The organism is Brevibacillus sp. MS2.2 (assembly GCF_013284345.1).
GTDB lineage: Bacteria > Bacillota > Bacilli > Brevibacillales > Brevibacillaceae > Brevibacillus > Brevibacillus brevis_C.
The window spans coordinates 77870-104050 of the sequence record NZ_JABSUZ010000008.1 but is presented as its reverse complement, the minus strand read 5'-3'; the positions used below and the strand labels follow the sequence as shown (position 1 = coordinate 104050).

Genomic DNA, 26181 nt, shown 5'->3' with positions numbered 1-26181 from the left:
AGAATGAAAGACAGCATGAGAGATCGCGCGATGATGGGAACGCTCGATAACGGAGGAAGAATTGAAAGACGAGAGCAGCGTGCCGGCTTCAAAAATCGTTCTCGCACCCTTTCTTGGTTATAGTTTGTTTGTTCGATCGTGGGACAGGTGTCCGACAAGGAAGCGTGAAACAAACGACACACAATGACGAAAGCGATACAAGAGATGAGGGGCTTTTCCGGTCAAGGGTAGATTAACTGCATGACCTGTTTTGCGACAAGCTCTTTCTAATAAGTATACAGGAGAAAATAGCCAAAAGAATCGATATCATCAAATTTTTATCGGGACCAGCAAGCATTGGCATGTCAATTGCTTCTTTTTGTGAATGTACGGCATACGCCATTTTGAACAAGTGAGGGGGAAGCAGCATGCCAGAAGTTTTATTTCGAGTTGACTTGAACAAACCGATGGAGGAGCAGGATACACCTGGTCACAACAGATGGCACCCAGACATTCCTGCAACCGTTTCCGTGAATCCAGGAGCTGTTTTCCGCATGGAATGTAAGGACTGGACGGACGGGCAGATCGCTAACAACGATGACCCTTCCGACATTCGCGATGTCAATCTCAATCGCGTCCATGTGCTCAGTGGACCTGTCTGGGTGAATGGAGCAGAACCAGGCGACCTCTTGGTTGTCGATATTCTCGATATCGGGGCACTCCCCCAATCGGAATGGGGCTTTAACGGGATTTTCGCCAAGGAAAACGGAGGGAGCTTCCTCGTCGATCATTATTCACAAGCGGCCAAGTCGATCTGGGACTTCCACGGCATTTACACGACCTCTCGCCATTTGCCAGGCGTCAAATTTGCTGGCATTCTTCATCCGGGCTTGATAGGTACCGCACCTTCCCACCAACTATTGGATCGCTGGAATCGAAGAGAAAGCGACCTCGTAGCGACAAATCCTGAGCGAATGCCTCCACTCGCGAATTTGCCGACCCCGCACAGTGCCGTGTTGGGCAGTCTAACAGGAGCCGAGTTTGACCGGATTGCCAGAGAAGCGGCTCGAACGGTCCCCCCTCGCGAACATGGCGGAAACTGCGATATTAAAAACTTGTCCAAAGGCACTCGCATTTACTTCCCGGTTTATGTAAAGGGAGCGAAACTGTCCATGGGCGATTTGCATTTTTCACAAGGAGACGGAGAAGTGACCTTCTGCGGCGGAATTGAAATGGCTGGTTGGCTGGATCTTCAGGTCGACGTCATCAAGGGCGGGATGGCGAAGTATAACATCGTGAACAACCCAGTATTCAAGCCGGGTCCAGTAGAGCCCCGCTATACGGAATACCTCGTTTTCGAAGGAATTTCTGTCCATGAGACGACAGGGCAGCAGTTGTACATGGATGCGCATGTCGCTTACCGTAATGCATGCCTGAATGCCATCGAGTATTTGAAAACAGCGATGGGCTTCACAGGGGAGCAGGCGTACATGCTGCTGGGAACAGCACCGGTGGAGGGAAGAATTGCGGGGATCGTCGATATTCCGAACGCGTGCTGCACCTTATCAATCCCGACAAGCATTTTTGACCGAGATATTTTACCGAAGTAGCCAAGAAAAAGACCGCGAAAGAGGGAGCCAAATACGATGCCGAGATACGATTACATGTGCGAGGAATGTGGTCCATTTGTACAGTGGCTGAAGATAAGCGAGCTGACAGATAGCGTTGCTTGCCCCGATTGCCAGCAGCTATCAAAGCGTATGTTTTCTGCACCAGGATTGATCATGACACCGCAAGCGCTGCGACAACGTATCGAGCGTGGCGTGGAACCAAAAGTGGTACGGAAGCATTCGCATTCCCATGAAGGAGCAGGGTGCAGCCATAACCACGGTAGTCAGGCACAGCGTGGGCATACTCACAGCCGTGGGGGCAAACGCCCTTGGATGGTTGGACACTAAACGGAGTGGATGAAAAGGGCGTTCATTCAGTTGAGTCATGTGAATAGCTTACGTGGAAAGAGAAAAACGTCGAGCGGTCATCTGGATGATCGTTAGGCGTTTTTTGCTTGTTCACAATCAAGTGAATTGCAGTTTTGTCAAGTCTTTCGTACAATTGATGAGAATTGTTATCAATAGATTGCTACATCATGATGTAAGAGGAGTTCGTTATGGGAAAAACAGACACATATAGTGATCCGAATGTCATCACTGTAAATGATGTGCAAGTTTTGTCCATTTCAAAAGAATGGAAGCTTGCAGAAGCGAGAGATAGAAGTGAACAATAATCATTTTGGTAATAGAGGGCAGGGCGTCGTTTCGGTCGGATAAGACAGGAGGGATGCTTAATCAGGGAGATTTCATGGTCATATCTCTAGAAGATATGCAGGAAGGGCTCGCCCTTTTGCCCATTACGGAGAACATCTATGTTTGTTACGTGGCGCTTTTTGCTGCTCATGCCAGAAAAGAAAGGGATGGCTGGCTCATAAACGAAGTGATGCTACCGATCCAGGGGAAGCACCATGTCGAAACCATCTCCTTGATTCACCATCACATCGAACAATTGCATCTGGCATGGCGAAAAGATCACTTCGATCAGGCAACTATGCAAATTCTTTTTTGGAAGCTATGGCAAGCTATTATGGCTGGAATCACGCAGCAAGAGAAAAAAACAGATCGTCAGCAACTTCTTCAAGGGATCGCTGAACATATGGAGCAGCATTGTGAGGAGACTTTTCAGATCGAGGAGATGGCTCGCTACTCAGGGATGACGCCGACCCTTTTCTATCAGCAGTTTAAGGAGTACACCTCGCTTACTCCCTTGCAATTCATCAATCGGAAACGAATGGAGAAGGCCTGTCAGCTTCTGGTGGCGGAGGACGTGATAATTCCTGAGGTAGCTAATGAAGTGGGCTATCGGGATGTGTACTATTTCAGTCGCATGTTTAAAAAGATCGTTGGCGTTCCCCCTTATCGCTACAAGAAATCGTTGCATAAGAAAATAGCCGTTCTCCATCCAGCAATTATCGGTGATCTGCTCGCATTGGGGATCTCGATCCAACATCTGATCCCCGTTTGGGAAAAGCATCGGCAAAAGAGGCCGTACTCCCAGATGGACGCAGCCACGCTGGAATTTGACTTGTACCGTCTGCGCCAGATGGAGCCGGATTTGATCGTGGGTACAGATCAGGTTGCACCTTGGCTTGAACAATTGGCAGCCATTGCACCGACACAGCTCATTCCCTTTAAAACAACGACCTGGCGGGATCATTTGCAGCAAGTAGCTACCATGCTGGGAATTGCAGAAGTGGCGACGAGTTGGCTCTATTATTATGATTTGAAAGCAGTTGCAGCCCGCGAGCGTATTCGAGAAAAAATTGGGAATGAAACCGTTATGGCAGTGAGGGCTTGGGATGGTGGAGCCCGTATATTTGGTGCGAGAAGGCGGAAAATTTCTGATATTTTATACGGTGACCTACAGGTGAGACCGCCAGTGGGAACCGATCATTTTGCCTTTCTGGATATCGCGAGCCTGGATGAGCTTCATGAATTTCAGGCTGATCATATTCTGCTTTTCGACGAAAGGAAAATTCGGACGGATGTACGCAAGCATCGTTTGAAAGGGAATGTACATCGAGCTGGGGTATATCCATGGCTGCATTATTCCGCCCTCGGCCATGAGCAGGCCATATCAGAGGCGCTCACACATTTTGCAGAGTCACAGGAATGTACAAAAAAGGAATCAGGTTCTTCAATTTTCTTGCGGCCACAAGTTTGTGATAATGATTGAGAATGAGTATCACTATTGTTGGAGGGAACGAGATGGAGTCATCATTGTATCCGATTGCACAAGCGATCCGTGACCGCAGAACCATTAAGAAATTCAAGCCGGACCCGATTCCACTGGAATTGATTCGTGAGTTGCTGGATGTAGCTGTCTGGGCACCTAACCACGGACTGCGCGAGCCTTGGCGATTCGTCCTTTATATGGAAGAAGGGAAGCGGGTTGTCGTCGATGCCATTCTTCAAAACGCCATGAAAAAAAGAGATCCGGAATTGCTTTTACGCGTCCCGGCATATCTTTTGGTTATCGTCAACGAAGACTCTCGGCAAAGAGAACGGGAAGAGGACTATGCGGCAGCCTGCACGTTGATTCAAAACTTTCAACTAGCGGCGTGGGAGCGGGGATTGGGCGTCGTTTGGAAAACGGAACCGTTCACGTATCAAGCAGGATTTTTACAAGCGGTAGGGGTACGTGCGGAGGAAAAACTCGTAGGAATGCTTCAGCTTGGCTTTCCGGAGATGATCCCGGAAGCTCGAGCGAGAACGGCTGCAAACGACAAGCTGACCGTGATTCATTCGAACGTTGCTCTGGAGGATAAGAAGGGAAATGTCACAGTCGCAGCCGATCACTAAAAATGCTTCGCTTCGAACAAGACCGTGGATGGCGACGGTGTTGATTGTTGCCGGGATTTGCGCCATCCTTTTCGGGCTAGGTTCATCCATTATCACGGGAGTGGCTAATATCTCGTTTGCCACTGTTTGGAACTCGATTTTTCACTATGATTCTAGCAACGAGCATCATGTCATTATTCAAACACTGCGAATGCCACGTGCCTTGGCAGGAGCGCTGGTAGGAGCTGCTTTTGCCGTAGCGGGAGCCATCATGCAAGGGGTTACGAAAAATCCGATTGCCGATACGGGCTTGATGGGCATTAATGCAGGAGCTGGATTCGTGCTCGTACTCGTTTTTGCTTTTGCACCAGGACTCCCTTTTGAGTCTATCATTCTCTTTTCTTTTATGGGGGCGGGTCTGGGGGTAGGGCTTGTTTATGGACTGGCCTATTTTTCCAAAAACGGTTTGACACCTTTACGGCTCGCGTTGGCGGGGGCGATCGTCAGCTCAATCCTATCAGGGATTAGTCAGGCGATCTCCCTCCTCTTTCAGATCAACTACGATCTGGCATTTTGGTCAGCAGGGGGAATCTCTACAGCGGAGTGGTTCCAAGTGTCGGTCATGATGCCCTGGATTGTGGGAGGAATCATTGTGGCCATGATCCTTTCTCGCTCCATTACCATTTTGAGTCTGGGAGAAGAGATCGCAGCGGGACTCGGACAAAAGACCAGGCTGGTGAAGGGGGTGGCGGCGGTTGTCGTCATGGTGCTGGCAGGTGCTTCAGTCTCCACGGTTGGTGGTGTTGGGTTTGTCGGTCTCGTCGTCCCACATATCGTCCGTTTTCTGGTCGGGGTTGATTACCGCTGGATTATTCCTTGCTCGGCAGTCATGGGAGGCTTTTTGGTTGTTTTTGCGGACATTGGAGCCAAAATGATAGCGATGCCCTACGAGACACCGCTTGGCGCCATTATCGCCGTCATCGGCGTTCCTTTCTTCCTGTACCTGGCACGTAAGGAAAGGAGGGAGTGGTAGTGGACATCGATCTATTTTCCGAAAAAAGAAAAAGCCGTAGTGTCCGACTGATTCTTCTTTTCGAGGTACTTTTGCTTGTCGGTTTTGTCCTGAGCTTGAACACGGGACCTTACAGTATTGGACCTTTCGAGGTATTGCAGACGTTACTAGGAGAGGGCTCGAAAAAGCAGAATCTCGTGCTGTTTGAGCTACGGCTTCCTCGGATGGTAATTGCGGTCATGGTTGGGGCTGGGCTTGCTGTATCGGGAGCGATTCTGCAAGGAATCTCTCGCAATGGTCTGTCTGACCCCGGCATTCTTGGAATCAGTTCCGGTGCTGGACTGGCCGTATTGTTGTTCGTCTCTCTTTATCCAGCGACGAACATGGCTCCGCCCTTTTTGATGCCGTTCCTCGCACTCATCGGTGCCACTGCCACAGCAACCATCATCTATATGCTTGCATACAAGAAGGGGCACGGCATATCTCCTACCCGTCTCTTGCTTACAGGGATTGCAGTAGGGGCGGGACTTAGCGCCATCAGCATTATTTTGACACTTCAGTTGAATCCGCGAAACCTCGAGTTTGTTGTCACTTGGCAAATGGGATCGTTGTGGGGTTCCAATTGGAAGTTCGTACTGGCACTTTTGCCGTGGATGGTGGTCCTGCTGCCGTACGTGTATCGGAAGGCAAATGTACTGAACCTGCTCAGTATGAACGAACAGATTGCAGCAAGTCTGGGCGTATCTCTTCAACGGGAGCGACTGGCCTTGATGGCGGGTGCGGTTGGATTGGCTGCGTCGAGTGTAGCGACAGGCGGAGGCATAGGCTTCATTGGCTTGCTTGGCCCGCATATCGCGCGCAGATTGGTCGGACCCCAGCATCAATACATGCTGCCCATTACAGCGCTCGTCGGTTCATTGCTCGTATTGGCCGGGGATACGTTAGGGCGAAGCATCATGCCGGCTACAGAAGTACCAGCGGGTATTGTCATTTCCCTCATTGGGGGGCCTTATTTTCTGTATTTGTTAATCCGGACAAAAGGGTAAGACACGTTTGAAATCAGGAGATGGAAAAAGGAGTTCAATCGATATGAAAAAGAAATTATCAGGCATTCTGTCCGTAATCTTAGCCACAGCTGTCGTGGCGGGGTGCGGAGCAGGGCAGGCGACTACAGATACAAACGCTACCAATAAAACGCAAACGGTTGAGGCAGGAGCATCACAACCCGATACAAAAGGGACAGGGGAGCCTGTCTTTCCTCGAACCATCAAGCATGCGATGGGAGAAGTCACACTGGAGAAAAAGCCGGAGCGTGTCGCCTCTGTCGATATCATGGGAACAGATTACTTCCTCGTGCTAGATTTTGCTCCGATTGTATCGGAAGGTTTTGAGTCGACGAAAAGTAAGTCACGAATTTTTGCGAAGTATGCCGAGGGTAAAACGGTGAAGGATCTGGGTGGAAAAACGAATTTGGAGACTTTGTTGGAGATGGACCCAGAGGTTATTGTCATGACAAGCACCGGAAAAGGCTCCAGATTTGAGGAATTCAACAAAATGGCTGATTCCATCGTCATTGATTTCTCAGTGGATGCACCCACCCGCCTCATGAAAATAGCTGAAGTTATTGGGAAAGAAGAAAAGGCGAAGCAAGTTTTGGCCGATTTTGATAAGCTGAAGAACGAAGCAAAAGTAGCAGCAGACAAGCATAAAGGAGAAACAGTGCTATTCCTCGTTTCCAATGGTAAGGATTTTACAGTAATGCATCCCAAAAATTTCCCGATTTACTATGAGGAAGTGGGACTAACACCGATAGCAGGATTGCCCGAGGATGGCAAGATCGGGGGACGTATCGGAATCGAGGCGTTGAGTGAGCTTGCTCCCGATCATATCTTTATTGCTGAGAACCGCCGTTCGGCAAAAGCAGAGGAGCCGGAAGGGTTGATTCATATCTGGAAGGATCATCCTGTCTGGAAAAACATCAAAGCAGTGAAAAACAACCATGTTTACACGATGGATACACTCGCGGGTGATACGTTCTTCCTGGGAGAAATCGCGGGATTGAAAGCCATCAAGAACAATCTCGGAAAATAGAAATTTACGACTGCTCATTCAGAGATTCTTTCTCTTTTACATAACAACAGCGCCTCGTTTTTAAACAATGTTTCCCATTGTGCATCGTAAGGACGTACTTCCATTTTTCGTATCCTGCTGTCCCTGCTTTTTCACCAGAGTGGTTAATCGTAAACATATAAGAAGCACTCTACAAGATTAGTAGAGTGCTTTTGTTTATTTTCGATTGCCGGATTCCGTATAGACATAAGAGATAGCTTGGGTTGCTTGTGTTGCCAATTGGATCCGTGCTGGGTTTTTCACTTCCAAAGTCATAACGGACATGACGACCGTTTGCATGGTGACGAGAAAATAGATTCAAAAAAAGATGTTTTTCAAAAGTGGTGATTCCACGGAAAAATCGTTTCTCCTTCTCATGTAAGAAAAAATAGAAAGTAGTTAGAAACGATATGTATTACACTGCCATTCACGCTCTCTTTCGTATGTCATCGAGTCGACTAGTGTCCTCTCGATTGCTTTCATTATACGGATAAAAGCGGGAAGCACGCAAAAGCGCGGATGTTGCATTTGCGTCGATTTACAGCCGGAATGGATCATTTTTGCCAGTAGAAAGCACTCGCTCTTTTCGTTAATCGCTGAGGCTCACCGGCAATCATGAATTCTGTGAAAGGTCTCCTCTATTTTCTCATCAATTTCTAATCTCTCTCTTTTTTTTCCTTCATCTGTCCTTTTTATGATAAAGGAGATCAAACAAAACCAGTGAAAAAAAGGAGCGAGATCATATGAAAAAAGTAGTCATGACCATGGTAGGAGCACTGATTGTAGGGAGTCTCAGCGTAACAGCCTTTGCACATAGCAACCAATATTACAGCGTACCGCAAAAGAACACTTCTACCGCGTACCTGCAAATCGACGATGATGTGAAACACAACTGGGCGAAGCTCGTGCGCATCACGCCTGAAAAAGCACTGAAAAAAGTTCGGGATACACAGTCTGGTATCATTACCGAATGGAAGCTGGATGAAGAGGACGGTTTCCTCGTATACAAAGCAGAGATCAAAAACAAGCATCAAGAGATTGACGTGTACGTCGATGCAATGACTGGGGATGTGTGGCAAACAGTTGACCACGATGACGACGATGATCATGACGACGACAACCACGATCACTGGAACAAACAACAAGTGAAAATTAGTGTAGAGCAAGCGAAAAAAATTGCTTTGGCTAAAGTGAGCGGGAACATCAAATCCATCAAGCTGGATGAAGACGATAACTACTATGTGTATGAAGTGGAAGTGAAAACGGCCAAAGGACAGGAAGTAGATCTGGAGATTTCCGCTACGACAGGCGCTGTACTGGATGTAGACTGGGACGATTAATCGATTCCGCTATCTTTCTCAACCGACCCTTTACGAAGTAGAGGGTCGGTTTTTTTGTGCGATGGCTTCTAAAAATTCCATCGCTTCTTGAGCAGTAGGTATTTTTCGGACATTCTCTTCGGCAAATTGCTGAGCTTGCGGATAGTTCGTGGAAGCGATTTGTTTTGCAGCAGCCTCTACGTTGTCATAGGGTGTAAAGCGATGCTCATAGCGGTCACCATCAAGAAGTAACCAGTATGCCCCTGGTTTGTCTGCAAACGGCATGCCCACACTCCCAGCATTGAGAATACGCAGATCGCCAAGATGACGTTCAAATTGGACATGTGTATGGCCACAGATGACCGTTCGTTGCTGTGTCCCCTCAAAGTAAGTGGCAACGACTGCATCCGATGTAAGGGGAGTGAAAATATCTTCATCATTGGTGGGAATGGCGTGGCAGAATAGCACATCTCTAAGGCCAGAGCCTCACCGTCAAAAGTGAGGACGACTTCACGATCGCCATTACCACGGATGAATTGCACAGGTGTATCCAGTTGGAAGAGCATTTCAAGTGTTTGGACGGGCATCGGGCCTGAGATGATATCTCCTCCAATGACAATAAGATCAGGCTTCACAACTTCGAGTTCTGCCAATGTTGCATGTAGGGCAGGTACATTCCCGTGAACGTCATACAAAGCTACCACTCTCATTTCACTTCGCCTCCCATTTTTTTCCGTATGATCTTCAAAACCTTATTTCCAACGATCGAGTTTGAACCTATAATGTATCTTGGGCATATCCTCTAAGTTATGGTATAATTTTGACGCCAAATTACGATTAAGGAGTATGGATGATGGAAAAAAAATTAATCTTCGGTCATAAAAATCCAGACACAGATTCCATTTGTTCAGCACTTGTGTACGCTGACTTGAAAACAAAACTGGGCGCGAATGTAGAGCCTGTACGCCTGGGTGTAATCAGCAGCGAAACAGCATTTGTGCTGAATTACTTCCAAGTAAAAGAGCCGCGCCTCGTAGAAACAGTGGCGAATGAAGTAAATGAAGTCATCCTTGTAGACCACAACGAGCGCCAACAAAGCGCGAATGACATTGAACAAGTGCAAGTGGTAGAAGTGATCGACCATCACCGTATTGCGAACTTTGAGACGAGCAATCCGCTCTACTTCCGTGCAGAGCCGGTTGGTTGCACGACTACCATTTTGAAGAAAATGTACAAAGAAAACGGCGTAGACATTCCAAAAGAGATGGCGGGCTTAATGCTTTCTGCTATCATTTCGGATACGCTGCTGTTGAAATCTCCAACTTGCACGGAGCAAGATGTAGCTGCTGCTCATGAGCTGGCTGAAATCGCAGGTGTCAATCTGGAAGCATACGGTCTGGACATGCTCAAAGCGGGGGCAGACCTGAGCGACAAAACAATCGCACAACTGCTCACATTGGATGCAAAAGAGTTCCAAATGGGCAATGCGAAGGTAGAAATCGCACAAGTAAATGCAGTGGATGTAAATGATGTACTTGCACGCCAAGGCGAATTGGAAGCGGCTATGAATGCAAACATCGCTGAAAAAGGTTTGGACTTGTTCGTGTTCGTTGTAACCGATATCTTGAATAACGATTCTGTTGCCATCGCTCTCGGCAGCGCAACGCAAGCAGTAGAAAAAGCGTACCAAGTAACATTGGTGGACAACAAAGCTGTTCTGAAGGGCGTTGTCTCCCGTAAGAAGCAAATCGTGCCAGTATTGACTGATACATTCCAAGCCCTGTAAAAAATATGAAAGGCTGCCCATGCGCATGTTGCGGGCAGCCTTTTTCAATGTTTACATTCCTTGGGTAGGGTTGTTGTGCATCTGGAACAAGGTTTGCTGGTTATAAGCATCGTCACTGTAATGGGTGATGGCATGTTTGTCTCTCGCTTTGAGACTAAGCAACCCTGTTAACCCCCACCCGGCACCGAGTAAGGCTACAATGAAGCCGATGATATAGAGCATCGCAGTCCCTCCTTGTATGGCTTTCTCTATATTTTAGCAAATTATGAAAATGAAGTAACGCCAATTTTTTTTGTGAAAATGTGTTTGACATTGACGGTCCGTAAATGTGTACGATCAATTTGTCAGGAGGAATGAACATGGAATATACAGTGCAAAAGCTAGGACTCCTGGCGGGTGTCAGCACCCGGACGCTCCGATACTACGATGAAATTGATCTTCTCAAGCCGGCGAGAATCAATTCGTCAGGGTATCGCATTTACGGACAGCAAGAGGTTGATCGATTGCAGCAAATCCTTTTTTACCGCGAGCTGGGTGTGAGCTTGGAGGAGATCAAGGAGATCCTGGATTCACCAACCTTTGATGCTGAACGGGCACTGCGGGAGCACCGCGAGAAGCTCCTGGAAAGGCGAGCGCAATTGGATGCGTTAATCGCCAATGTCGATTTGACATTAGCACAAAGAGAGGGGACCAAAACGATGAGTGACAAACAAAAATTTGAAGGCTTCAAGCAAAAAATGATTGATGAGAATGAAGATAAGTACGGGGCAGAAATTCGAGCAAAATACGGAAATGACCAAATTGAAAAATCGAATCAGAAGGTCAAAGGCATGACAGAAGAACAGTATGCCGCGCTGGAGAAATTGAACGCAGAGCTGCATGAAACGTTGGCGCAGGCTTTTTCGACAGGTGATCCTGCTCATGAATTGTCGCAAAAAGCGGCTGATCTGCACCGTCAATGGCTGAGCTTTTATTGGGACAGCTACAGTAAGGAAGCGCACGCAGGGGTGGCCCAGATGTATGTTGATGACCCTCGCTTTACCGCTTACTATGACAAGGAGCAGCCAGGTGTTGCCGAGTTTCTCCGCGATGCAGTGGCCATTTATACCAGCAAGTAAGGTTCAAAAAAAGAAGCTGCGAGCAAGGCAGCTTCTTTGCGTTTTACGCTTAGTTATCCCCACCTGCTGCGGGAAAAAGCTTTTGTCCCAAGGGTGTTGGCAATCCATCCATGCTTACTATGTTGTATTCCTTTTGATAATCAAGCAGCTCCTGCTCGTCTTTAGCCAAAGTCCATTTCTGAAGGGTTTCGCGTTCTTTTGAATAGGAATAGAAGGGGATAGCCCAGCCGCAAGAAGTCTTTACTTCCTGTATGTTTACGGTAATGATTTGACGAGCACCAGGCAGAAGCGGGAAATCATTTACGAGCTCATCCCACCGAGGTGTATCTGGGAGAATAACCGTTCCTTTGCCGAATAGGCGCATGATGAGAGGGGGGCCTTCAAATGCACAGAACATGATCGTAATCCTGCCATTTTCCTGTAGATGTGCACTGGTTTCGTTTCCACTTCCAGTCAGGTCTAAATAGGCGACCTCATTAGGGGATATTATGCGAAAAGAATCGTATCCTTTCGGTGAAAGATTCACGTGACCATCTTTGTCCATAGGAGCAGAGGCAACAAAGAACATCCGTTGCTTCTTGATAAACTTCTCATGCTCAGGTCGTAACTCAGAAAAAAGCTGACCCATTTTGCACCCCTCCAGATAATGGAATTGTTTTTGCTGCCCTCATCATACGATAAAAATATGAAGATTTTGTGTTGTTTATCTCCAATGCGTCCAAAATAGATGGTAAAGTGTAAATATTCCTACAACAAAATGGCATCTCGAGACTTTTTGAAAAGGAGGAGTATTTACATGCAATCATCACAGCCAATCGACTTAGGGGAACGCATCCATTTAATAGACGGTTTCGATATGGGCTGGGCGGAACGTACGGGGACGTATGTGATCGCGGAAGAGGAGCTTACATTGGTAGAAACAGGGCCAAGCCCCTCTGTCCCATACATCAAGGCTGGTCTCGCCAAGCTCGGTTATACGCCGGAACAAGTAAAATACATCATCGTGACGCACATTCACCTGGATCATGCAGGAGGAGTAGGACTGTTTCTGAAGGATTGTCCGAATGCAAAGGTCGTTGTCCACCCGAAAGGTGCACGTCATCTCATAGATCCGAGCCGACTGATCGCAGGCGCGAGAGCCGTGTATCATGATGATTTTGATCGATTGTTTGATCCGATTGAGGCAGTTTTCGAGGAGCGGATTTTGATTCGCGGGGACGGAGATACACTCAAGATCGGACGGAATTGCACATTGGAGTTTCTGGATTCCCCAGGTCACGCCAATCATCACTTCAGCATCTACGATCCCGTAAGCCGCGGCATGTTCACAGGTGATACCGCAGGTGTACTCTATCCACAGCTTAAAAAGGATGGTATTCACCTCGTGCTGCCATCTACTTCGCCGAATCAGTTTGACCCGGATGCCATGTTAGCGTCTTTAAGCCGTTTTGAAGCGAGCAAGTTGAGTCGGATTTACTTTGGTCATTTTGGGATGTCAGAGCAGGTAGACGACGTGTACCGCCAAATTCGTGAGTGGCTCCCCATATTTGTGGCGGAAGGAGAATCAACGCTTGCTGCTGGTCAAACTTATGACGAGCTGTCTCGTAAGTTAGTTGAACGAGTCTCGGATCATCTACAGTCACAAGGCATTAATGAGGACCACGAAGTTTTCGAGGTACTCAAGCTCGATTTGCAAGTATGCTCCATGGGCATTCTGGATTATTTGCACAAACGAGGGTAATAGCCTGCCAAAAGCTTTACATTTGCCTGAACCTTTTGTTCAGGCATTTTTCATTTTTAGCAGGCAAGAAAGTACTGCCTTATGTGTTTGTCATTCTTTTTTCATCCAAGGAATGCTATGATGTAGGATGAGTCATGAACTGTGACAATTTCAAACGTAACAGCAAATAGGTGCCTCGTCTTTCTAACAAAAAGATCGGGTGAAAAGGGAAGTCGGTGAAAATCCGACGCGGTCCCGCCACTGTAAATCGGCTCGTTCCTCAGCCGTAAGCCAGGAGACCTGCCTGTTTGTTTTCGTGCCTGTTGCCTTCGCGGAAAGGATCGGCCTATTTCAGGAAGCAGACCATCCTGTCTGTTTGCCCAAAGGTGCCGACCCTTTTGATTTCCGAATGGAAGCAAGGGTCGCTTTTTTATTGGAAATAACAGTCGATTTGACATGCAGAAAGGAAGTTCTACATATGAAACGTTCATTGCGATTCATGATCCCCCTGCTAGTTGCGGCGAGCCTTGCAGGTTGTGCGGGTAACGATAACAGCCAGCCAGCACCAGGAGGACAAACAAGCGCACCGCAGCCAGCACCGCAAGAGAATGCGGCCGAGCAGTCTGCAAAACAAACAACGTATCCATTGACAGTCACGGATGCGGCAGGAAAAGAAGTAACCTTTGCAAAAGCTCCTGAGCGAATTGTCTCAACATCACCTGCCGAGACTGAGATTTTGTTCGCACTAGGCTTGGAAGATCGGATCGTAGCTGTCTCAGACTATGATGATTATCCAGATGCGGCGAAGGCAAAGCCAAAAGTTGGCGGGGTCGTCAAACCAAACGAAGAAGCAATTCTCGCTCAAACGCCGGATATGATCGTTGGTGGAATTTCGATGGAGAAGCCAGTGGCTGACAAGCTCAAATCTCTCGGGATGCCAGTCTATATTAGCCATCCGACAAAGATGGATGATATCCTTAACAATGTTTTGACGATGGGAGTTATCACGAATACACAGGAACAAGCCGAAAAAGTCGTCGCGCAAATGAAGAAAGACATCGCGTACGTTCAAGAAGCAGTGAAAAATGTAAAACCGGAAGAGAAGAAAAAGGTATACCTGGAATTTTCCCCGGGCTGGACAGTCGGAAAAGGCGAATTCATGGACGAACTCATCACGCTGGCTGGAGCGACAAACATTGCTTCCGACACCGAAGGATGGAATCCGATCAGTGAAGAAAAGATTTTGCAAAACGACCCGGACGTCATTTTGTATGCGAGCGGAATTACCGATGAAAAGTCTGGCGTCAAGCTGGAGGATCTGATCGCGAATCGCAATGGCTGGGATAAAATGAAGGCGATCCGTGAAAAACAAATCTTTGGCATGGACCAAAATATTTTGTCCCGTCCTGGTCCACGTATTACACAAGGGTTGATCGAAGTAGCCAAGACGATTTACCCTGACCTGGTGAAATAAAATGAAGAAACGATTGTTCATATGGGGAGGAGTAAGCTGTTTCGTTCTTCTGGCATCAATAGTTATCAGCATCTCGATGGGGGCGGCCCAACTCCCCATTTCGCAAGTATGGCTCATCCTGCTTCATCAAATCCCGGGCTTGTCTGAGTGGATCAGCGTAACGTGGCCAGAGTCTTCTGAGCAAATTGTCATGAAGGTTCGTTTTCCACGCGTTGTATTGGCTGTCTTGATTGGGGCCTGCTTGTCACTTGCAGGAGCGGGCTTTCAGGGCGTTTTGCGCAATCCGCTCGCTGATCCGTTTACGATGGGCGTGGCATCCGGTTCTGCTGTCGGAGCAGCCTTCTTGATCCTTTTTGGTTTGCAAATCAGCTTTTTGGGTGCATGGAGCACGCCTGTCGTCGCTTTTCTTACAGGACTGCTCAGTTTATGGATCGTACTTGGACTCGCGAAAACGCAAGGAAAGCTGCAAACCGAGACCTTGATTTTGTCTGGTGTCGTGGTGCAGGCTTTTCTCGGCTCGCTCGTTTCCTTTATGGTGTCGCTATCTGACCAGACGGTGAATGAGATCGTGTTCTGGCTTATGGGCAGCCTGTCATTTCGCGGCTGGGCCTTTACATCTGTCTTGATTCCGTACTTGGTCATAGGTGGAATGGTGCTTGTGAGCTATGCGCGTTCCTTGAACCTATTTGCGTTAGGGGAGCGGCAGGCAGCGCATCTCGGCGTCCATGTGGATCGAACGAAGCTCGTGGTTCTGGTCGTCTCGACTTTCCTGACCGCAGCGGCAGTTTCTATCGCGGGAATTATCGGATTCGTTGGCCTGGTGGTACCGCATCTCGTCCGATTGCTGGTTGGTCCTGACCATCGTATTTTACTGCCCATGGCTGCGATCTTCGGTGGTATTTACGTATTGTGGGCCGACACGCTTGCCAGAATGCTGTTGAGTCCAACGGAAATCCCGCTCGGCGTCGTGACAGCATTTTTGGGAGCACCGTTTTTCGCCTATTTATTGAAGCAAAATAAACGCTTTAGGAAGAGGTAACGTAAGCGATGATCAATGTGCGTAACTTGCAAAAATCGTATCAGGATACGCCAGTTTTGCACGGCATCGATTTTTGCGTGGACAAGGGAGAATTTTTTGGCATCATCGGGCCCAATGGAAGCGGTAAATCCACTCTGCTAAAAATCATTTCAGGTGTCATTAAGCCAGATGCAGGAGACATATTGCTTCAAGAGAAAAAGCTTCATTCCTATCCACGCAAAGAGCTTGCCAAAATACTGGCTGTTTTGGAGCAAGAGGGTCTGCCGCCAGTCGGCTTTCGTGTCCGAGAGGTGTTGGAGATGGGGCGCTTTCCTTACCAAAATTGGCTGGGGGAAGAGAAGCAGGATGTCGCATCGCTCATTAATGAAATCGTACAGATACTCGGTCTTGAACATTTGGAAGAGCGCACACTGGATCAGTTGAGTGGTGGGGAAAAGCAGCGCGTAGCTTTGGGGAAGGCATTAATCCAAAGACCCCAAGTGCTGTTGCTCGATGAACCCACGACTTACCTCGATATCGGGTACCAGATTCAACTCATGGACATTGTGCGAAAATGGCAAAAGACCACGCAGGTGACAGTCGTTGCTGTGCTGCACGATCTGAATCTGGCTTCCTTATACTGCGATCGTATTTTGATGCTGCATAAAGGAAAGCAGATAAGCGTCGGCGCACCCAAAGACATCTTGCAAAGTGACAGAATCGAGGCTGTATACGGAACCAGACCGATTGTCATGGAACATCCTGTTCATCATTTGCCGCAAATTATTTTGCAATCGCAAGTATAAGAGGTTGTGTAAGGAGACAGAAGCATGATTGTACTCATTACAGGTGGAGCACGCAGCGGAAAAAGCACGTTTGCCGAAAAATACGCGGCACATTTGGGCTCCTCAGGTGTTTACATCGCGACCGCACAAAGCACTGATGAGGAAATGGAAGAGCGGATCTTGCACCACCGAGACCGCCGCTTGCAGTCCAACTTTCCTTGGCAAACGATCGAGGAGCCGTACGCATTGACAGAGTGGCTCGAGAAGCTCGCAGCGCAAGTGGACATACAAGAACAAAAGACAGTCATTCTGGTTGATTGCTTGATTCTTTGGGTGTCTAATTGGTTGCTGCATGTTGGAGAGGAGCAGACGTTTGAGCAAGTGCTCCAGCAGGTTGATGTGCTGGTAAACAAGTTAAAAGACTACCCGGGTACGGTCTTACTGGTGACAAACGAAGTAGGCGACGGACTCGTCCCGCAACATCCGTTGGGACGTATGTTCCGTGATTTGGCGGGCTTGATGAATCAACGCGTGGCAGCGGTTGCCGATCAAGTTTTTCTTGTCACAGCAGGGATTCCGGTAGAGCTAAAAGGACAAGCTTTCCGATTTTAACGCGGTGAAAAGACGGTTTCGAGTCGTCTTTTCACCTTTTTTTATGATATAATACAAGAAAAGCCATGGAAGGGATCAGGATACCATGCGTCCCCATAGGACGATCTGGAAACGTTTTGACCTCTCCTACATCTAGCTTCGTAGTAGTCGATCGTCACTGAAGACGACTAATCTACTACGAAAGCGAGGCCCTTTGTATGAGTAGCGACTTATACTTTCGATGTTCCTCGGTAGTCGGTTGGTCGTCTGTGCCTAAACCGACAAAAATGCGAGGAAACCATGATGAGGAGAGCGCTGCAGTTATCTAAGCGTTACAGTATGATTTTGTTTGGAGCTTGTTTACTTGCTTTTGCGTATTATCACATTAACTTTCAGAACCATTTGTCTGAAGGTGGGTTTGTTGGCTTGGGGTTATTGGCGAAATACGCCTTTGACTTGTCGCCAGCGATGGTGATGCTTTTACTGGATATTCCATTGTTTTTGGTTGCCTGGTTAGTAAGAGGCCGCCAGTTCATTTGGGACACGATCTTTGCATCACTTGCTTTTACCATGTTTTACGATTTGTTTGAACGATTTTCACCGATTGTCATGGATATGAGCAGAGTGATGCCACTGGCGTCTGTCCTGTCCGGTGTATTGACCGGGCTGGGTACCGGATTGGTTCTGCGCTATGGAGCTGCGACAGGTGGAGACGATATTTTCTCTCTGTTGATCAGTAAGTACACGGGATTGTCTATTGGTACGGTCTTTCTTTTACTGGACGTCATTGTGCTTTGCATGTCGTTCTGGTTCGTACCGATGAAAGAGATGATGTACACCATTTTGGCCGTTGTCATTTCTAGCCAAGTCATCACCTGGACCGTCAATCATGGTGCAGGAATGGATGTCATGGAAGAGGAGCACGGGCATGGAAGCGTCTCGATGACCCACCGGTAATGTGTAGATATTTAGTTGAAAAACATGCCTATACAAAAGCAAGCAAAAGGCCAAGTCGGTTTTCATGTCGACTTGGCCTTTTGAACGTTTATGACCGTTTTTGTACATAATATCCTGCTTTCCTAGTGGATACTAACCAACACAGATACTATCGATGGAAAGGACCTGCCATGAGCGATCCGTTTTTTAGCAACTACAAAGCATTCGTTGTCATACCAGCGGATGAGAAGCAAATGGGACCGGAGCCTTTTGAGCCGAAGGATTACGCCAGCCATTTCATCCTGACGTTTTCGTTGTACGATGCGGTTATTTCCTCTTGGAGGGAAGCGACAAAGTATAAAGTGCAGGCAAAAAAGGGTCTGTCGAATGTGATTGATGGTTTCAACGCCAAACGCCGTGGTACAGCCCGTCTGCATTTGCTGGAAATGGAAGAAGACCAGGCGTATTTCGTCCTGGCCTTGTCGTTGAAAATCCAAAAAGACAATGAAAAAGCAGTCATGGAGACAATCACCAATCTGCTGGAGAAAGATTTCGCAACCGACTTGTTGATCGGAGAGACCTGGTATCAGATCATTGGTGCCAAAGGGAAATTCGAGCGGAAGCTGTTCTCCTACAACGTCCAGCCGTACGATTATCGACCGAAGTAATCTGCTAGAGCTTCCGTAATCGCCTGTGCAGCTTTGTCCTGATAGGACGATGTACGGACGATGCCTTCATCCTTTGGATTCGATAGAAAGCCAAGCTCAATTAAGACGGACGGATCATCGTTTTCGCGGAGGACGTGATAATTGCCAAAAGAAATGCCGTTGCTTCTTAAACCGATGCCCCCTGCCAAGCGAGACTCAATCGCTCGAGCTAACGGCTCATCCTTGTCTTGCGAATAATAAAACGTGAGGGTACCGCTATTTGGCTTCACAGAAGAATTGTAATGGATGCTAAGGAAGGCATCCGCCCTCTTTGATTCGCTAAAAGCGACACGCTGCGCTAGCGAAGGCTTTTGTGTGTCACTTGTCCTCGTCATGAAGACTTGCGCACCCCGTTGGCGCAGTTTGCTGGCGAGCAGCATGGACGTTTTATAATTCAACGTTTTTTCCATGCTATTCCACTTCGTTCCTTGTGTCCCGATATCAGAACCACCATGTCCCGGGTCAATCACGATGACTTTTCCTTTTAAGCCTGGCGTTTTGGAGCTTTTGGACACCGGAGCGTTGGCCTTGGCATCGCCAATATACGTCGCAGACACCCAGCCTGTTTGTCCATTGGAAGTTCTCGCTTGGATCCAGTCTCCTTGCTTTTTCAAAATATCTACACGGGTTCCTCTGGGCAGCGAAAGGATAATCTCATGGCTCGTGCTTGGTCCTTTTCGCATTCGGAGCGAATCGGCCATAACCGTGCCTTGCTTGCTTTTGACAGTGGCTGTATTGGCTGGTGAAGTTGCTGAACCCGTACTCGATACCGCTCCTTTTTGCAAGTAATACCCCGCAACCCAGCCTACCTTTTGATTGTATCTAATTTTTGCCCAACCGTATGCTTCATCGGTAATCGTCACGACCACTCCATACGGCACGGTCGCGACAACAGATGCATTGGGGGCTGGTTCACTGCGAACGTTCAGAGAGGTTGCGACCACTTTTGCCTGGATGACACTTGCTGCTTGCGCCGGCTCCGTAATAAACGGCCATGACAGACTAAACCATAGTCCACATATGAGAGACGCTTTTTTACATGTTGTTTTCATCATTTCTACCTCTGACTTGGATTAGCTACTAGCTCACCTGAACTATGATAAGGGAAATGCAGGAAATCGAATAGGGTATGATTTCCTGATTTTTTGGGACAATCAAAGTGGAGTTTCGGTATATCTTGCCAAGGCGTTCGTTGCCGACTCTGCCATGCGCTGTTTGAGTTGATCGTTTTCTACTACTTTTACACGAAGGCCGAGAAAACGAATGCGGGATAAAATAAACTCCTGCTCGTCGGATAGATAGTGCAGGGTGATCGTATATACCAGCGATTCTGAATCAAAAGCGACCTCTTTGTCAAAGCAGGAAAAGGCGTACAATATGCGCTGGAGCTCAGCGTTGTAACGACGGATGATCATAATTTTTGCCATCTGCTTGCGCTGTTGGATCTGCTCCGAAATAGTCGGTAAAAAACTTTCATACCATACATCTTCTATGTAAAGCTCATCGACGGAGCGAATGAGATGTAGCGGAGTCGTGATCAGGCGATTGGAAGACATGTTCAGCCAGATCAGGTACCAGGCCTTCTTGGCAAGTGAATATTCCAGCTTGTAGGGAACTCCTCGTTGATTGCGAAAAACCGGGCCTTTGTTCGTGGCTGCGGTTATTTTTATGTGATTTTTGCCGAGAATAATTCGCCGCAGGGGGCGCACGAGCGGACTCCAGAGCTGCTTGGCCTGCGTTTGCGCCTTTTCCACGAATCGTTCTTGTTCGGTCGATTCACTTTCTGGTATTTGTGTCAAACGGTGGAGCTTAGCGAGTGTAGCGGGCTCGAAAATTTCTGCCGCAGACGGATTTGCCAGCATCAGGGCCAGCCAAGCTTTTTCGTGTGAGGTTACCGGATAAACACCTGCTTCATCGAGACGTGTCACTAGCTGGTAATTATGTATCTTATCAAACAGATTCATAGTAGGCGAGCAGCTCCTCCCATTCTTTTTGGAATTGTTTGCGAAGAAACAGCGGTTCAAGAACTTCGACGCTTGAACCGAAGCTGCGTATCCACGGTGTAATTTCCATCGTGCTGTTCACGTTTATTTCGTACACAAAGCTTTCCCGTGATTCTTCTGTCACAATCCCCCATTGCCCCTGTGCCTCCACTCGCTCTTTGATAAAGGAATGAGGCGTGTCCCGAGGCTGGAAAAAGCGAAGGCGTACGGTTACGAGTTTTCCGGTATCAATCAGCCAACTATGGGTAATGCGCTCATCCGCACTCGCTTGCAAGGAAGAGAAGATTTCCGGCGTAACGGATTTGCCTGTTACGAGCTTGGTCATACCCTCCACACGGTATTTGCGGAGCGGACCATTGCCACATCCTTGTGCCAGCAAGTACCATCTGCCGTATTGATGATCAAAAATAACCCGGAGTGGAATCACTTTTTGATGGCGCCCGGATGTATCCCGTTGGAAAGCCGGATTCGTATTTTGGGAATCATAAAACTTTCGGCGTTTGGGCGTGTAGTAGTGAAATTCAACGATTTTTCGCTGACGAATGGCTTCTGTGAGAAGCAAAGCTTGATATTCATCGAGAATACGTGAGACGAAATGATACTTGTATAAAAACGCAGATGCATCGGTTAGCTTCAAGCGATATTTGAGATAACGCTTCACTTTTTCTTGCAAGAGATAACCAGGGACGGCCGGTAGCTGTGTATTAGCCATGAAGTCGGTGAAATCATACAGGTCCAATAGCTCGTCGTCCGTCAACGAGTCCAGTAGCTCACCGTCGAACTGATAAACGTACGGTCTGACCTCACTCACATTTTTTATCACGCCAACTTCCTCCAGGTATTTCATATCCTGGCGAATCGTTTTTTCATCGGGTTCTGTATCCACAAACGTATCCAGCAAATCTTTAATGGAGAGAGGCTGGTGTCTGAGCTTTTCCAAGATGTGAGACAGTCGCTCTACCTCCGAATCCTTCAATGATTTTGCATGGTACAAAAACATCAAGAAATTGTCCGTCACCTCAAAATAGTTGTAACGAAGCTGTGCGTAATACTCTTTTTTCTCCTCATCGCCGACATGCTGATAAAAGGTCGATTGGATGTCCTTCAGCTTTTTTATCGTTTTATCAAGGGTATGAACGGAGATTCCGAGCCGCTCGGCTAACTGCTGCCGATTGTAGGCACCAGCGGTCAAAAACAGGAGACGGAGCAATTGCAGCTCTTTGTCAAAGCTTTCGCGTGCCATTACATTCATCCTTATTCATTCGTCATTTATTTCCAAATTAGTCCTCATATTACGAAGAGGCTGAAGAGAAGTCAATGATAAAAAGAGGTTCGTAATACTTTTACCATGTTCAAACCACATGCGCAGATGGAAAATAAGAGTATGAAAAACAGCGCAGGCTGTGAGAGACAGGAGAAATGGATGATGAAAACAATTTTGCATGGAAACAACCATCGTGAAGTGAAACTGGAGCATGGAGATGTGCACGTTTTTGCAAATGACGAAGTATTTGCGAGCTTCGGTGAACGCGTATATCAAATGGCAGACAATAATTTGCGTATTCCGCGAAATGTTTATTTTTCGTACACCCCTGATGCACATGTGGGTGTTGGGACCTGTATTGGGACGACAGCGGTTTGGAATCTTGCCGATGGATTTGTCTCGCCCTCCATCGTTGGATCAGACATTGGATGTGGCATGCGTGTGCATCTGACTCCGTTGCATCGAGACGACCTTAAAGACAAGAGCCTAAAACGTGCATTGATCGAAGCGATCGAAGCGTATGTCCCGACAACCGAACGAGGAAATACGCATTTTACAGATATTCGCTTGGAGGAAGTGGTGAAGCATGGCTTACAAGGACTGCCTGGCAACTACATTCCGGATACAGAAGAAGCGCCTGACATGCTAAGCCGTTCTTTCTCGCATGTGGAAAAGTACACATTTGAATTCGACCATTCCTTTCTGGAGCAAATACCGCAAAAATCCTGGAGTCGTGCGTGGGGCCAGTTGGGAACATTGGGGGGCGGTAACCACTTTATTGAAATCCAGCATATCGACATCGCGGAGGAGAACAGGGAGATTGCGAAAGCGTGGGGACTGTTCGACGGTCAGGTCGTCATCATGATTCATTCCGGTTCGCGTGCGTGGGGGGCTATGCTAGGGCGGGATTACACGAAAAGCTTCAAGGAAGCTATGTACAAATGGGGGATTCATAATCCTGAGCCGAGCCTGGTATATGCTCCGATCCAAAGCGAGGAAGGACAACAGTATTTGAATTTGATGTATTCCGCGCTGAACTTTGCGGTAACAAATCGGCATATGATCGGATTTTCAGTGGAGCAGGCGTTCCGCGACGTTTTCGGTAGCGAGATGCGTACGCCAGTCCTGTATGATTTGATGCATAATTACGCCTTGAAAGAATTCCATCGGAACACACCGATGCTTGTCCACCGCAAAGGAGCGACGAAGGCATTGCCAGCAGGCCATTTCCAAAATCCGAAAGCTTACCGTGAAACGGGACATCCAGCCTTGATCCCAGGTTCTATGGGAACATCGTCCTATATTATGGTCGGATCGGACGCAGGTGCCAAAAACTTTTATTCGATCTGTCATGGTGCAGGGCGTGTTCGTTCCCGCAAAGCAACGAAGGAACTTGTGACCATCGATCAATTCGAGCAGGCGATGCGCGTGGGACAGGAAGATGAGATCATGGTGAATCATCGTTCGCTCGCTTCCATCCTTGATGAATGCCCGCAAGCCTATAAAGATGTGGATCAAATCATCGATTCGGTTGTGGGTGCAAATCTTGCATCTGTCGTCGCAAAATGTAACCCTCTTATTGCCATAAAAGGAGTATAATGAAGAGTGGCTTCCCGATAAATTTGGGGGGAGCCACCTTTTGTGATTTAACTTACACTAAATACTACAAGTTAAATTGTGAACAAATTGCGTGAGAAGTTTCAAAAAATAGGTTCGAATGTAACATAAATTGCTTCGCTTCCTCAACCGATACCAAAAGAGAGACAAAATAGGGGAGATAGGGGAACAGATATGCCTACATACTATTACTTCACCTGCCTAAAATGCCGAACCCGGGGGGGAGTTTTCGGCGAACAGGCCTGGGGTTGGGGGAACTTTGACATGATCGAGTCCTTCAAATACCTGGCCCACCACATCCGTACATGCGGGGAAGATTCGATTCGCGTGATTTCTGAGGATGTAGATGATTATGTAGATCAACTGCACGGAGAGTACAACACCTTCCTTGAGCAAACGAAGCATATATTTCCGCATTCCAAAGACTGGGAGTTCCTTGATCGATGGAAAACATTAAAAGTAGAAGAAATGAAGCTAAAATGGGTCGAGGAAAACCGGATCATGCATCCAGATGATCGGATGAAAATATGTGGAGTTGTGGATGCCGTGGACATCTTGAAAGAAGGGGCGGGAAGAGTCTCCTTCAGTGCTAGTGTGACGGATGATGATGGGAAAGTGTGGAAAATTGTAGCTGACATGCGCGAATTACCCATCATAAAACATTCGTATATCATCATTGGCGTCATGCAAGAGCATTCTATATTAGGGGATGTCATCGAGGTGTACAAGATGATTCCACGAGTCGCCGTTCAAGAGGAAAGGGGTAACGATCATGATTCTGGAGACAATCGGACAATTGCTAATTAAAGTGCGCGAGGAAAATCCTCTTGTACATAACATGACGAACGTAGTTGTCACGAACTTTACAGCGAACGGCTTGTTAGCTCTTGGTGCATCACCTGTCATGGCGTACGCCAAACAAGAGGTGGCAGACATGGCAAAGATCGCCGGAGCTCTTGTATTGAATATAGGGACATTGAACGAGCATGAGATCGAAGCGATGCTGATCGCAGGAAAATCGGCGAATCAGCATGGCGTGCCTGTTTTGTTTGATCCAGTGGGAGCGGGAGCAACATTGTACCGAACCGAGACAAGTCAACATCTTGCGCAGGAACTCGACCTAACCCTCATAAGAGGAAATGCTGCCGAGATTGCCAATGTCATCGGGGAGCGCTGGGAAATTAAAGGGGTAGATGCGAAGAAAGCGGGAGGAGATGTCGCGGACCTAGCGAAAGAAGCAGCGAGAAAGCTTGGGACAATCGTTGCGATTACGGGCAAGGTCGATGTGGTTTCGGATGGAGAAACAACATACTCGATCCATAATGGTCATCCAATCTTAACGAAGGTGACCGGAACTGGCTGCTTGTTAACATCTGTTATGGGAGCGTTTGCAGCCATTGCAAATGACAAGCTGATCGCCGGAGCTGCAGCATTGGTATGCTACGGTGTTGCTGCGCAGCTGGCAGCAGAGAAAGCAGCAGGAGTAGGGCCAGGCAGTTTCCAAGTCGAATTTTTGAATGCGTTGCATAACTTGACCCCAGAGGATGTTCGCCTTTTTGGGTACATCGAAAAAAAACAATAAAAATTCCCCTTTAAAAAAGGGGAGAAAAATGGCCGTAGAAGATTAAGCTAGATATGTTAGAGAGTAGCTGTAATTTCGTAATGAATAGGACAGCAGCTTCTTCTGGTGCTCTGATAGTGCTAGGAATATAAATTCTACTTGATCATCATCGTATGGACGGACATAAAAACGGGAAATACCATGACAAATAATTTCTCTCTTTAACGTCAGCGCCACACTGGCGTCTGTTCGTATGTGCAATTCCACGCTGCGTACCCTCCTTGGACATTCAATAGAGTACCAAAAAAATACAAGGAAAAACAAGGGAATTATGTCTGATTCATGTCCAAGTTGTTACCGTTTTTGGGATGAAAACTGACAAGGAAAATGATTCAGAAAAAACTAGCGGGGATTGCTGGGAAAGCATCCTGTTCGAGAGAAAAAATTCGAGATGAGACCGGCCATTCTCCCTTTTTCTGTTGAGTTATTTACTTTATTTCGAAGGCAGCGTACGAGCTCCTGATCGCAATGACAAGAAAAATAGCCATGCTTTTGATAGCAATCATCATGCCTCTTGCAACATCTGTCGACGTCATCAATTGGCGCACCCGGCCCGGAGCATCCAGGCCCACACCAGTTTCCGTACAAACAGGGGAAGCCTACTGAACGGCGTTTTCTTTTTGACAACTGGCATCACTCCGTTTTGTAAAGGGATACTACTTGTATCATATTGAACAGGAAGTGATGTTGCTTTAGGCAATCTCCCTTTTTTCGTTTCGATAGATAATCGC

General features: G+C 47.5%; 26 protein-coding genes, 1 pseudogene and 1 riboswitch. Of the genes and pseudogenes, 20 read left to right on the top strand and 7 right to left on the bottom strand.

The genetic code is table 11. The features are described from left to right. Window positions 1–407 precede the first annotated feature (407 nt). The 8 genes from fmdA to HP568_RS09620 all read left to right on the top strand — a co-directional run bounded on the left by fmdA (window position 408) and on the right by HP568_RS09620 (window position 8831). On the top strand, window positions 408–1589 hold the full coding sequence (gene fmdA, locus HP568_RS09655) for a formamidase (protein ID WP_048033846.1): 1182 nt from the start codon (window positions 408–410) through the stop codon (window positions 1587–1589). Window positions 1590–1625: 36 nt separating this feature from the next. Continuing rightward, window positions 1626–1937: an FmdB family zinc ribbon protein gene (locus HP568_RS09650; RefSeq protein WP_048033845.1), complete on the top strand. Its 312-nt coding sequence runs from the start codon at window positions 1626–1628 to the stop codon at window positions 1935–1937. 400 nt (window positions 1938–2337) lie between these two features. Next, window positions 2338–3765 carry an AraC family transcriptional regulator gene (locus HP568_RS09645; protein WP_254551109.1) on the top strand — a complete coding sequence of 476 codons (1428 nt, stop codon included), beginning with the start codon at window positions 2338–2340 and terminating at the stop codon, window positions 3763–3765. Between the two features lie 32 nt (window positions 3766–3797). Continuing rightward, window positions 3798–4391 carry a nitroreductase family protein gene (locus tag HP568_RS09640; RefSeq protein ID WP_048033843.1) on the top strand — a complete coding sequence of 198 codons (594 nt, stop codon included), beginning with the start codon at window positions 3798–3800 and terminating at the stop codon, window positions 4389–4391. Beyond that, window positions 4366–5403, top strand: coding sequence for a FecCD family ABC transporter permease (locus tag HP568_RS09635; RefSeq protein ID WP_173628946.1), 1038 nt, complete (start codon window positions 4366–4368; stop codon window positions 5401–5403). Before HP568_RS09640 ends, HP568_RS09635 begins: the two co-directional genes overlap by 26 nt. Continuing rightward, a complete protein-coding gene (locus HP568_RS09630) occupies window positions 5403–6428 on the top strand; it encodes a FecCD family ABC transporter permease (RefSeq protein WP_173628945.1) in 1026 nt (341 codons plus the stop codon). The genes HP568_RS09635 and HP568_RS09630 overlap by 1 nt, the downstream gene beginning before the upstream one ends. Window positions 6429–6471: 43 nt before the next feature. Next, a complete protein-coding gene (locus tag HP568_RS09625) occupies window positions 6472–7473 on the top strand; it encodes an ABC transporter substrate-binding protein (protein ID WP_173628944.1) in 1002 nt (333 codons plus the stop codon). 761 nt (window positions 7474–8234) lie between these two features. Next, window positions 8235–8831, top strand: coding sequence for a PepSY domain-containing protein (locus HP568_RS09620; protein WP_173628943.1), 597 nt, complete (start codon window positions 8235–8237; stop codon window positions 8829–8831). A 30-nt stretch (window positions 8832–8861) separates the two neighbouring features. Here HP568_RS09620 and HP568_RS29720 read toward each other — a convergent pair whose 3' ends face one another. Together HP568_RS29720 and HP568_RS29715 are read right to left on the bottom strand one after the other, a co-directional pair. After that, window positions 8862–9278 carry a metallophosphoesterase family protein gene (locus tag HP568_RS29720; RefSeq protein WP_309142214.1) on the bottom strand — a complete coding sequence of 139 codons (417 nt, stop codon included), beginning with the start codon at window positions 9276–9278 and terminating at the stop codon, window positions 8862–8864. A gap of 68 nt (window positions 9279–9346) precedes the next feature. Beyond that, window positions 9347–9520 (bottom strand): annotated as a pseudogene (locus HP568_RS29715) (metallophosphoesterase); the annotation flags it as partial. A gap of 143 nt (window positions 9521–9663) precedes the next feature. Here HP568_RS29715 and HP568_RS09610 point away from each other — a divergent pair. Next, entirely contained in the window at window positions 9664–10596 is a 933-nt protein-coding gene (locus HP568_RS09610; RefSeq protein WP_056485813.1) for a manganese-dependent inorganic pyrophosphatase, read from the top strand. 51 nt (window positions 10597–10647) lie between these two features. Here the strand turns inward: HP568_RS09610 and HP568_RS09605 are convergent, their stop codons facing one another. Then, entirely contained in the window at window positions 10648–10818 is a 171-nt protein-coding gene (locus HP568_RS09605; protein ID WP_173628942.1) for a hypothetical protein, read from the bottom strand. Between the two features lie 137 nt (window positions 10819–10955). On the opposite strand from HP568_RS09605, the gene HP568_RS09600 reads away from it, so the two are divergent. Continuing rightward, window positions 10956–11714, top strand: a complete 759-nt coding sequence (locus HP568_RS09600) for a MerR family transcriptional regulator (protein ID WP_048033837.1) — start codon at window positions 10956–10958, stop codon at window positions 11712–11714. 49 nt (window positions 11715–11763) lie between these two features. Here HP568_RS09600 and HP568_RS09595 read toward each other — a convergent pair whose 3' ends face one another. Beyond that, window positions 11764–12342 carry a pyridoxamine 5'-phosphate oxidase family protein gene (locus tag HP568_RS09595; RefSeq protein ID WP_173628941.1) on the bottom strand — a complete coding sequence of 193 codons (579 nt, stop codon included), beginning with the start codon at window positions 12340–12342 and terminating at the stop codon, window positions 11764–11766. 168 nt (window positions 12343–12510) lie between these two features. Between HP568_RS09595 and HP568_RS09590 the strand changes: the two genes are divergently transcribed. From HP568_RS09590 to HP568_RS09560, 7 genes are all read left to right on the top strand, one after another. Next, complete coding sequence (locus HP568_RS09590) at window positions 12511–13455, top strand: MBL fold metallo-hydrolase (protein WP_173628940.1); 945 nt, start codon at window positions 12511–12513, stop codon at window positions 13453–13455. Window positions 13456–13606: 151 nt separating this feature from the next. Next, window positions 13607–13756, top strand: a riboswitch (cobalamin riboswitch). Window positions 13757–13912: 156 nt separating this feature from the next. Continuing rightward, on the top strand, window positions 13913–14908 hold the full coding sequence (locus tag HP568_RS09585) for an ABC transporter substrate-binding protein (RefSeq protein WP_173628939.1): 996 nt from the start codon (window positions 13913–13915) through the stop codon (window positions 14906–14908). A 1-nt stretch (window position 14909) separates the two neighbouring features. Then, a complete protein-coding gene (locus HP568_RS09580) occupies window positions 14910–15947 on the top strand; it encodes a FecCD family ABC transporter permease (RefSeq protein ID WP_048033834.1) in 1038 nt (345 codons plus the stop codon). 8 nt (window positions 15948–15955) lie between these two features. Next, a complete protein-coding gene (locus tag HP568_RS09575; RefSeq protein WP_173628938.1) occupies window positions 15956–16732 on the top strand; it encodes a heme ABC transporter ATP-binding protein in 777 nt (258 codons plus the stop codon). Between the two features lie 24 nt (window positions 16733–16756). Further along, window positions 16757–17323, top strand: a complete 567-nt coding sequence (gene cobU, locus HP568_RS09570; protein WP_173628937.1) for a bifunctional adenosylcobinamide kinase/adenosylcobinamide-phosphate guanylyltransferase — start codon at window positions 16757–16759, stop codon at window positions 17321–17323. A gap of 279 nt (window positions 17324–17602) precedes the next feature. Next, complete coding sequence (locus tag HP568_RS09565; RefSeq protein WP_173628936.1) at window positions 17603–18259, top strand: YitT family protein; 657 nt, start codon at window positions 17603–17605, stop codon at window positions 18257–18259. A gap of 170 nt (window positions 18260–18429) precedes the next feature. Beyond that, window positions 18430–18906, top strand: coding sequence for a hypothetical protein (locus HP568_RS09560; protein WP_048033830.1), 477 nt, complete (start codon window positions 18430–18432; stop codon window positions 18904–18906). Here the strand turns inward: HP568_RS09560 and HP568_RS09555 are convergent. The 3 genes from HP568_RS09555 to HP568_RS09545 form a co-directional block, all read right to left on the bottom strand. Next, window positions 18891–19997: an N-acetylmuramoyl-L-alanine amidase family protein gene (locus HP568_RS09555; RefSeq protein ID WP_048033829.1), complete on the bottom strand. Its 1107-nt coding sequence runs from the start codon at window positions 19995–19997 to the stop codon at window positions 18891–18893. The two genes, HP568_RS09560 and HP568_RS09555, sit on opposite strands and share 16 nt — an antisense overlap. Before the next feature lie 102 nt (window positions 19998–20099). Continuing rightward, window positions 20100–20909: a WYL domain-containing protein gene (locus HP568_RS09550; protein ID WP_048033828.1), complete on the bottom strand. Its 810-nt coding sequence runs from the start codon at window positions 20907–20909 to the stop codon at window positions 20100–20102. Further along, window positions 20896–22191: a helix-turn-helix transcriptional regulator gene (locus HP568_RS09545; protein ID WP_048033827.1), complete on the bottom strand. Its 1296-nt coding sequence runs from the start codon at window positions 22189–22191 to the stop codon at window positions 20896–20898. Before HP568_RS09545 ends, HP568_RS09550 begins: the two co-directional genes overlap by 14 nt. Window positions 22192–22374: 183 nt before the next feature. On the opposite strand from HP568_RS09545, the gene HP568_RS09540 reads away from it, so the two are divergent. From HP568_RS09540 to thiM, 3 genes are all read left to right on the top strand, one after another. Next, on the top strand, window positions 22375–23811 hold the full coding sequence (locus HP568_RS09540; RefSeq protein WP_173628935.1) for an RtcB family protein: 1437 nt from the start codon (window positions 22375–22377) through the stop codon (window positions 23809–23811). A 282-nt stretch (window positions 23812–24093) separates the two neighbouring features. Further along, window positions 24094–24636, top strand: coding sequence for a hypothetical protein (locus HP568_RS09535; protein ID WP_235617509.1), 543 nt, complete (start codon window positions 24094–24096; stop codon window positions 24634–24636). Beyond that, entirely contained in the window at window positions 24602–25411 is an 810-nt protein-coding gene (gene thiM, locus HP568_RS09530) for a hydroxyethylthiazole kinase (RefSeq protein ID WP_048033825.1), read from the top strand. Before HP568_RS09535 ends, thiM begins: the two co-directional genes overlap by 35 nt. The last annotated feature ends 770 nt before the right edge of the window (window positions 25412–26181 follow it).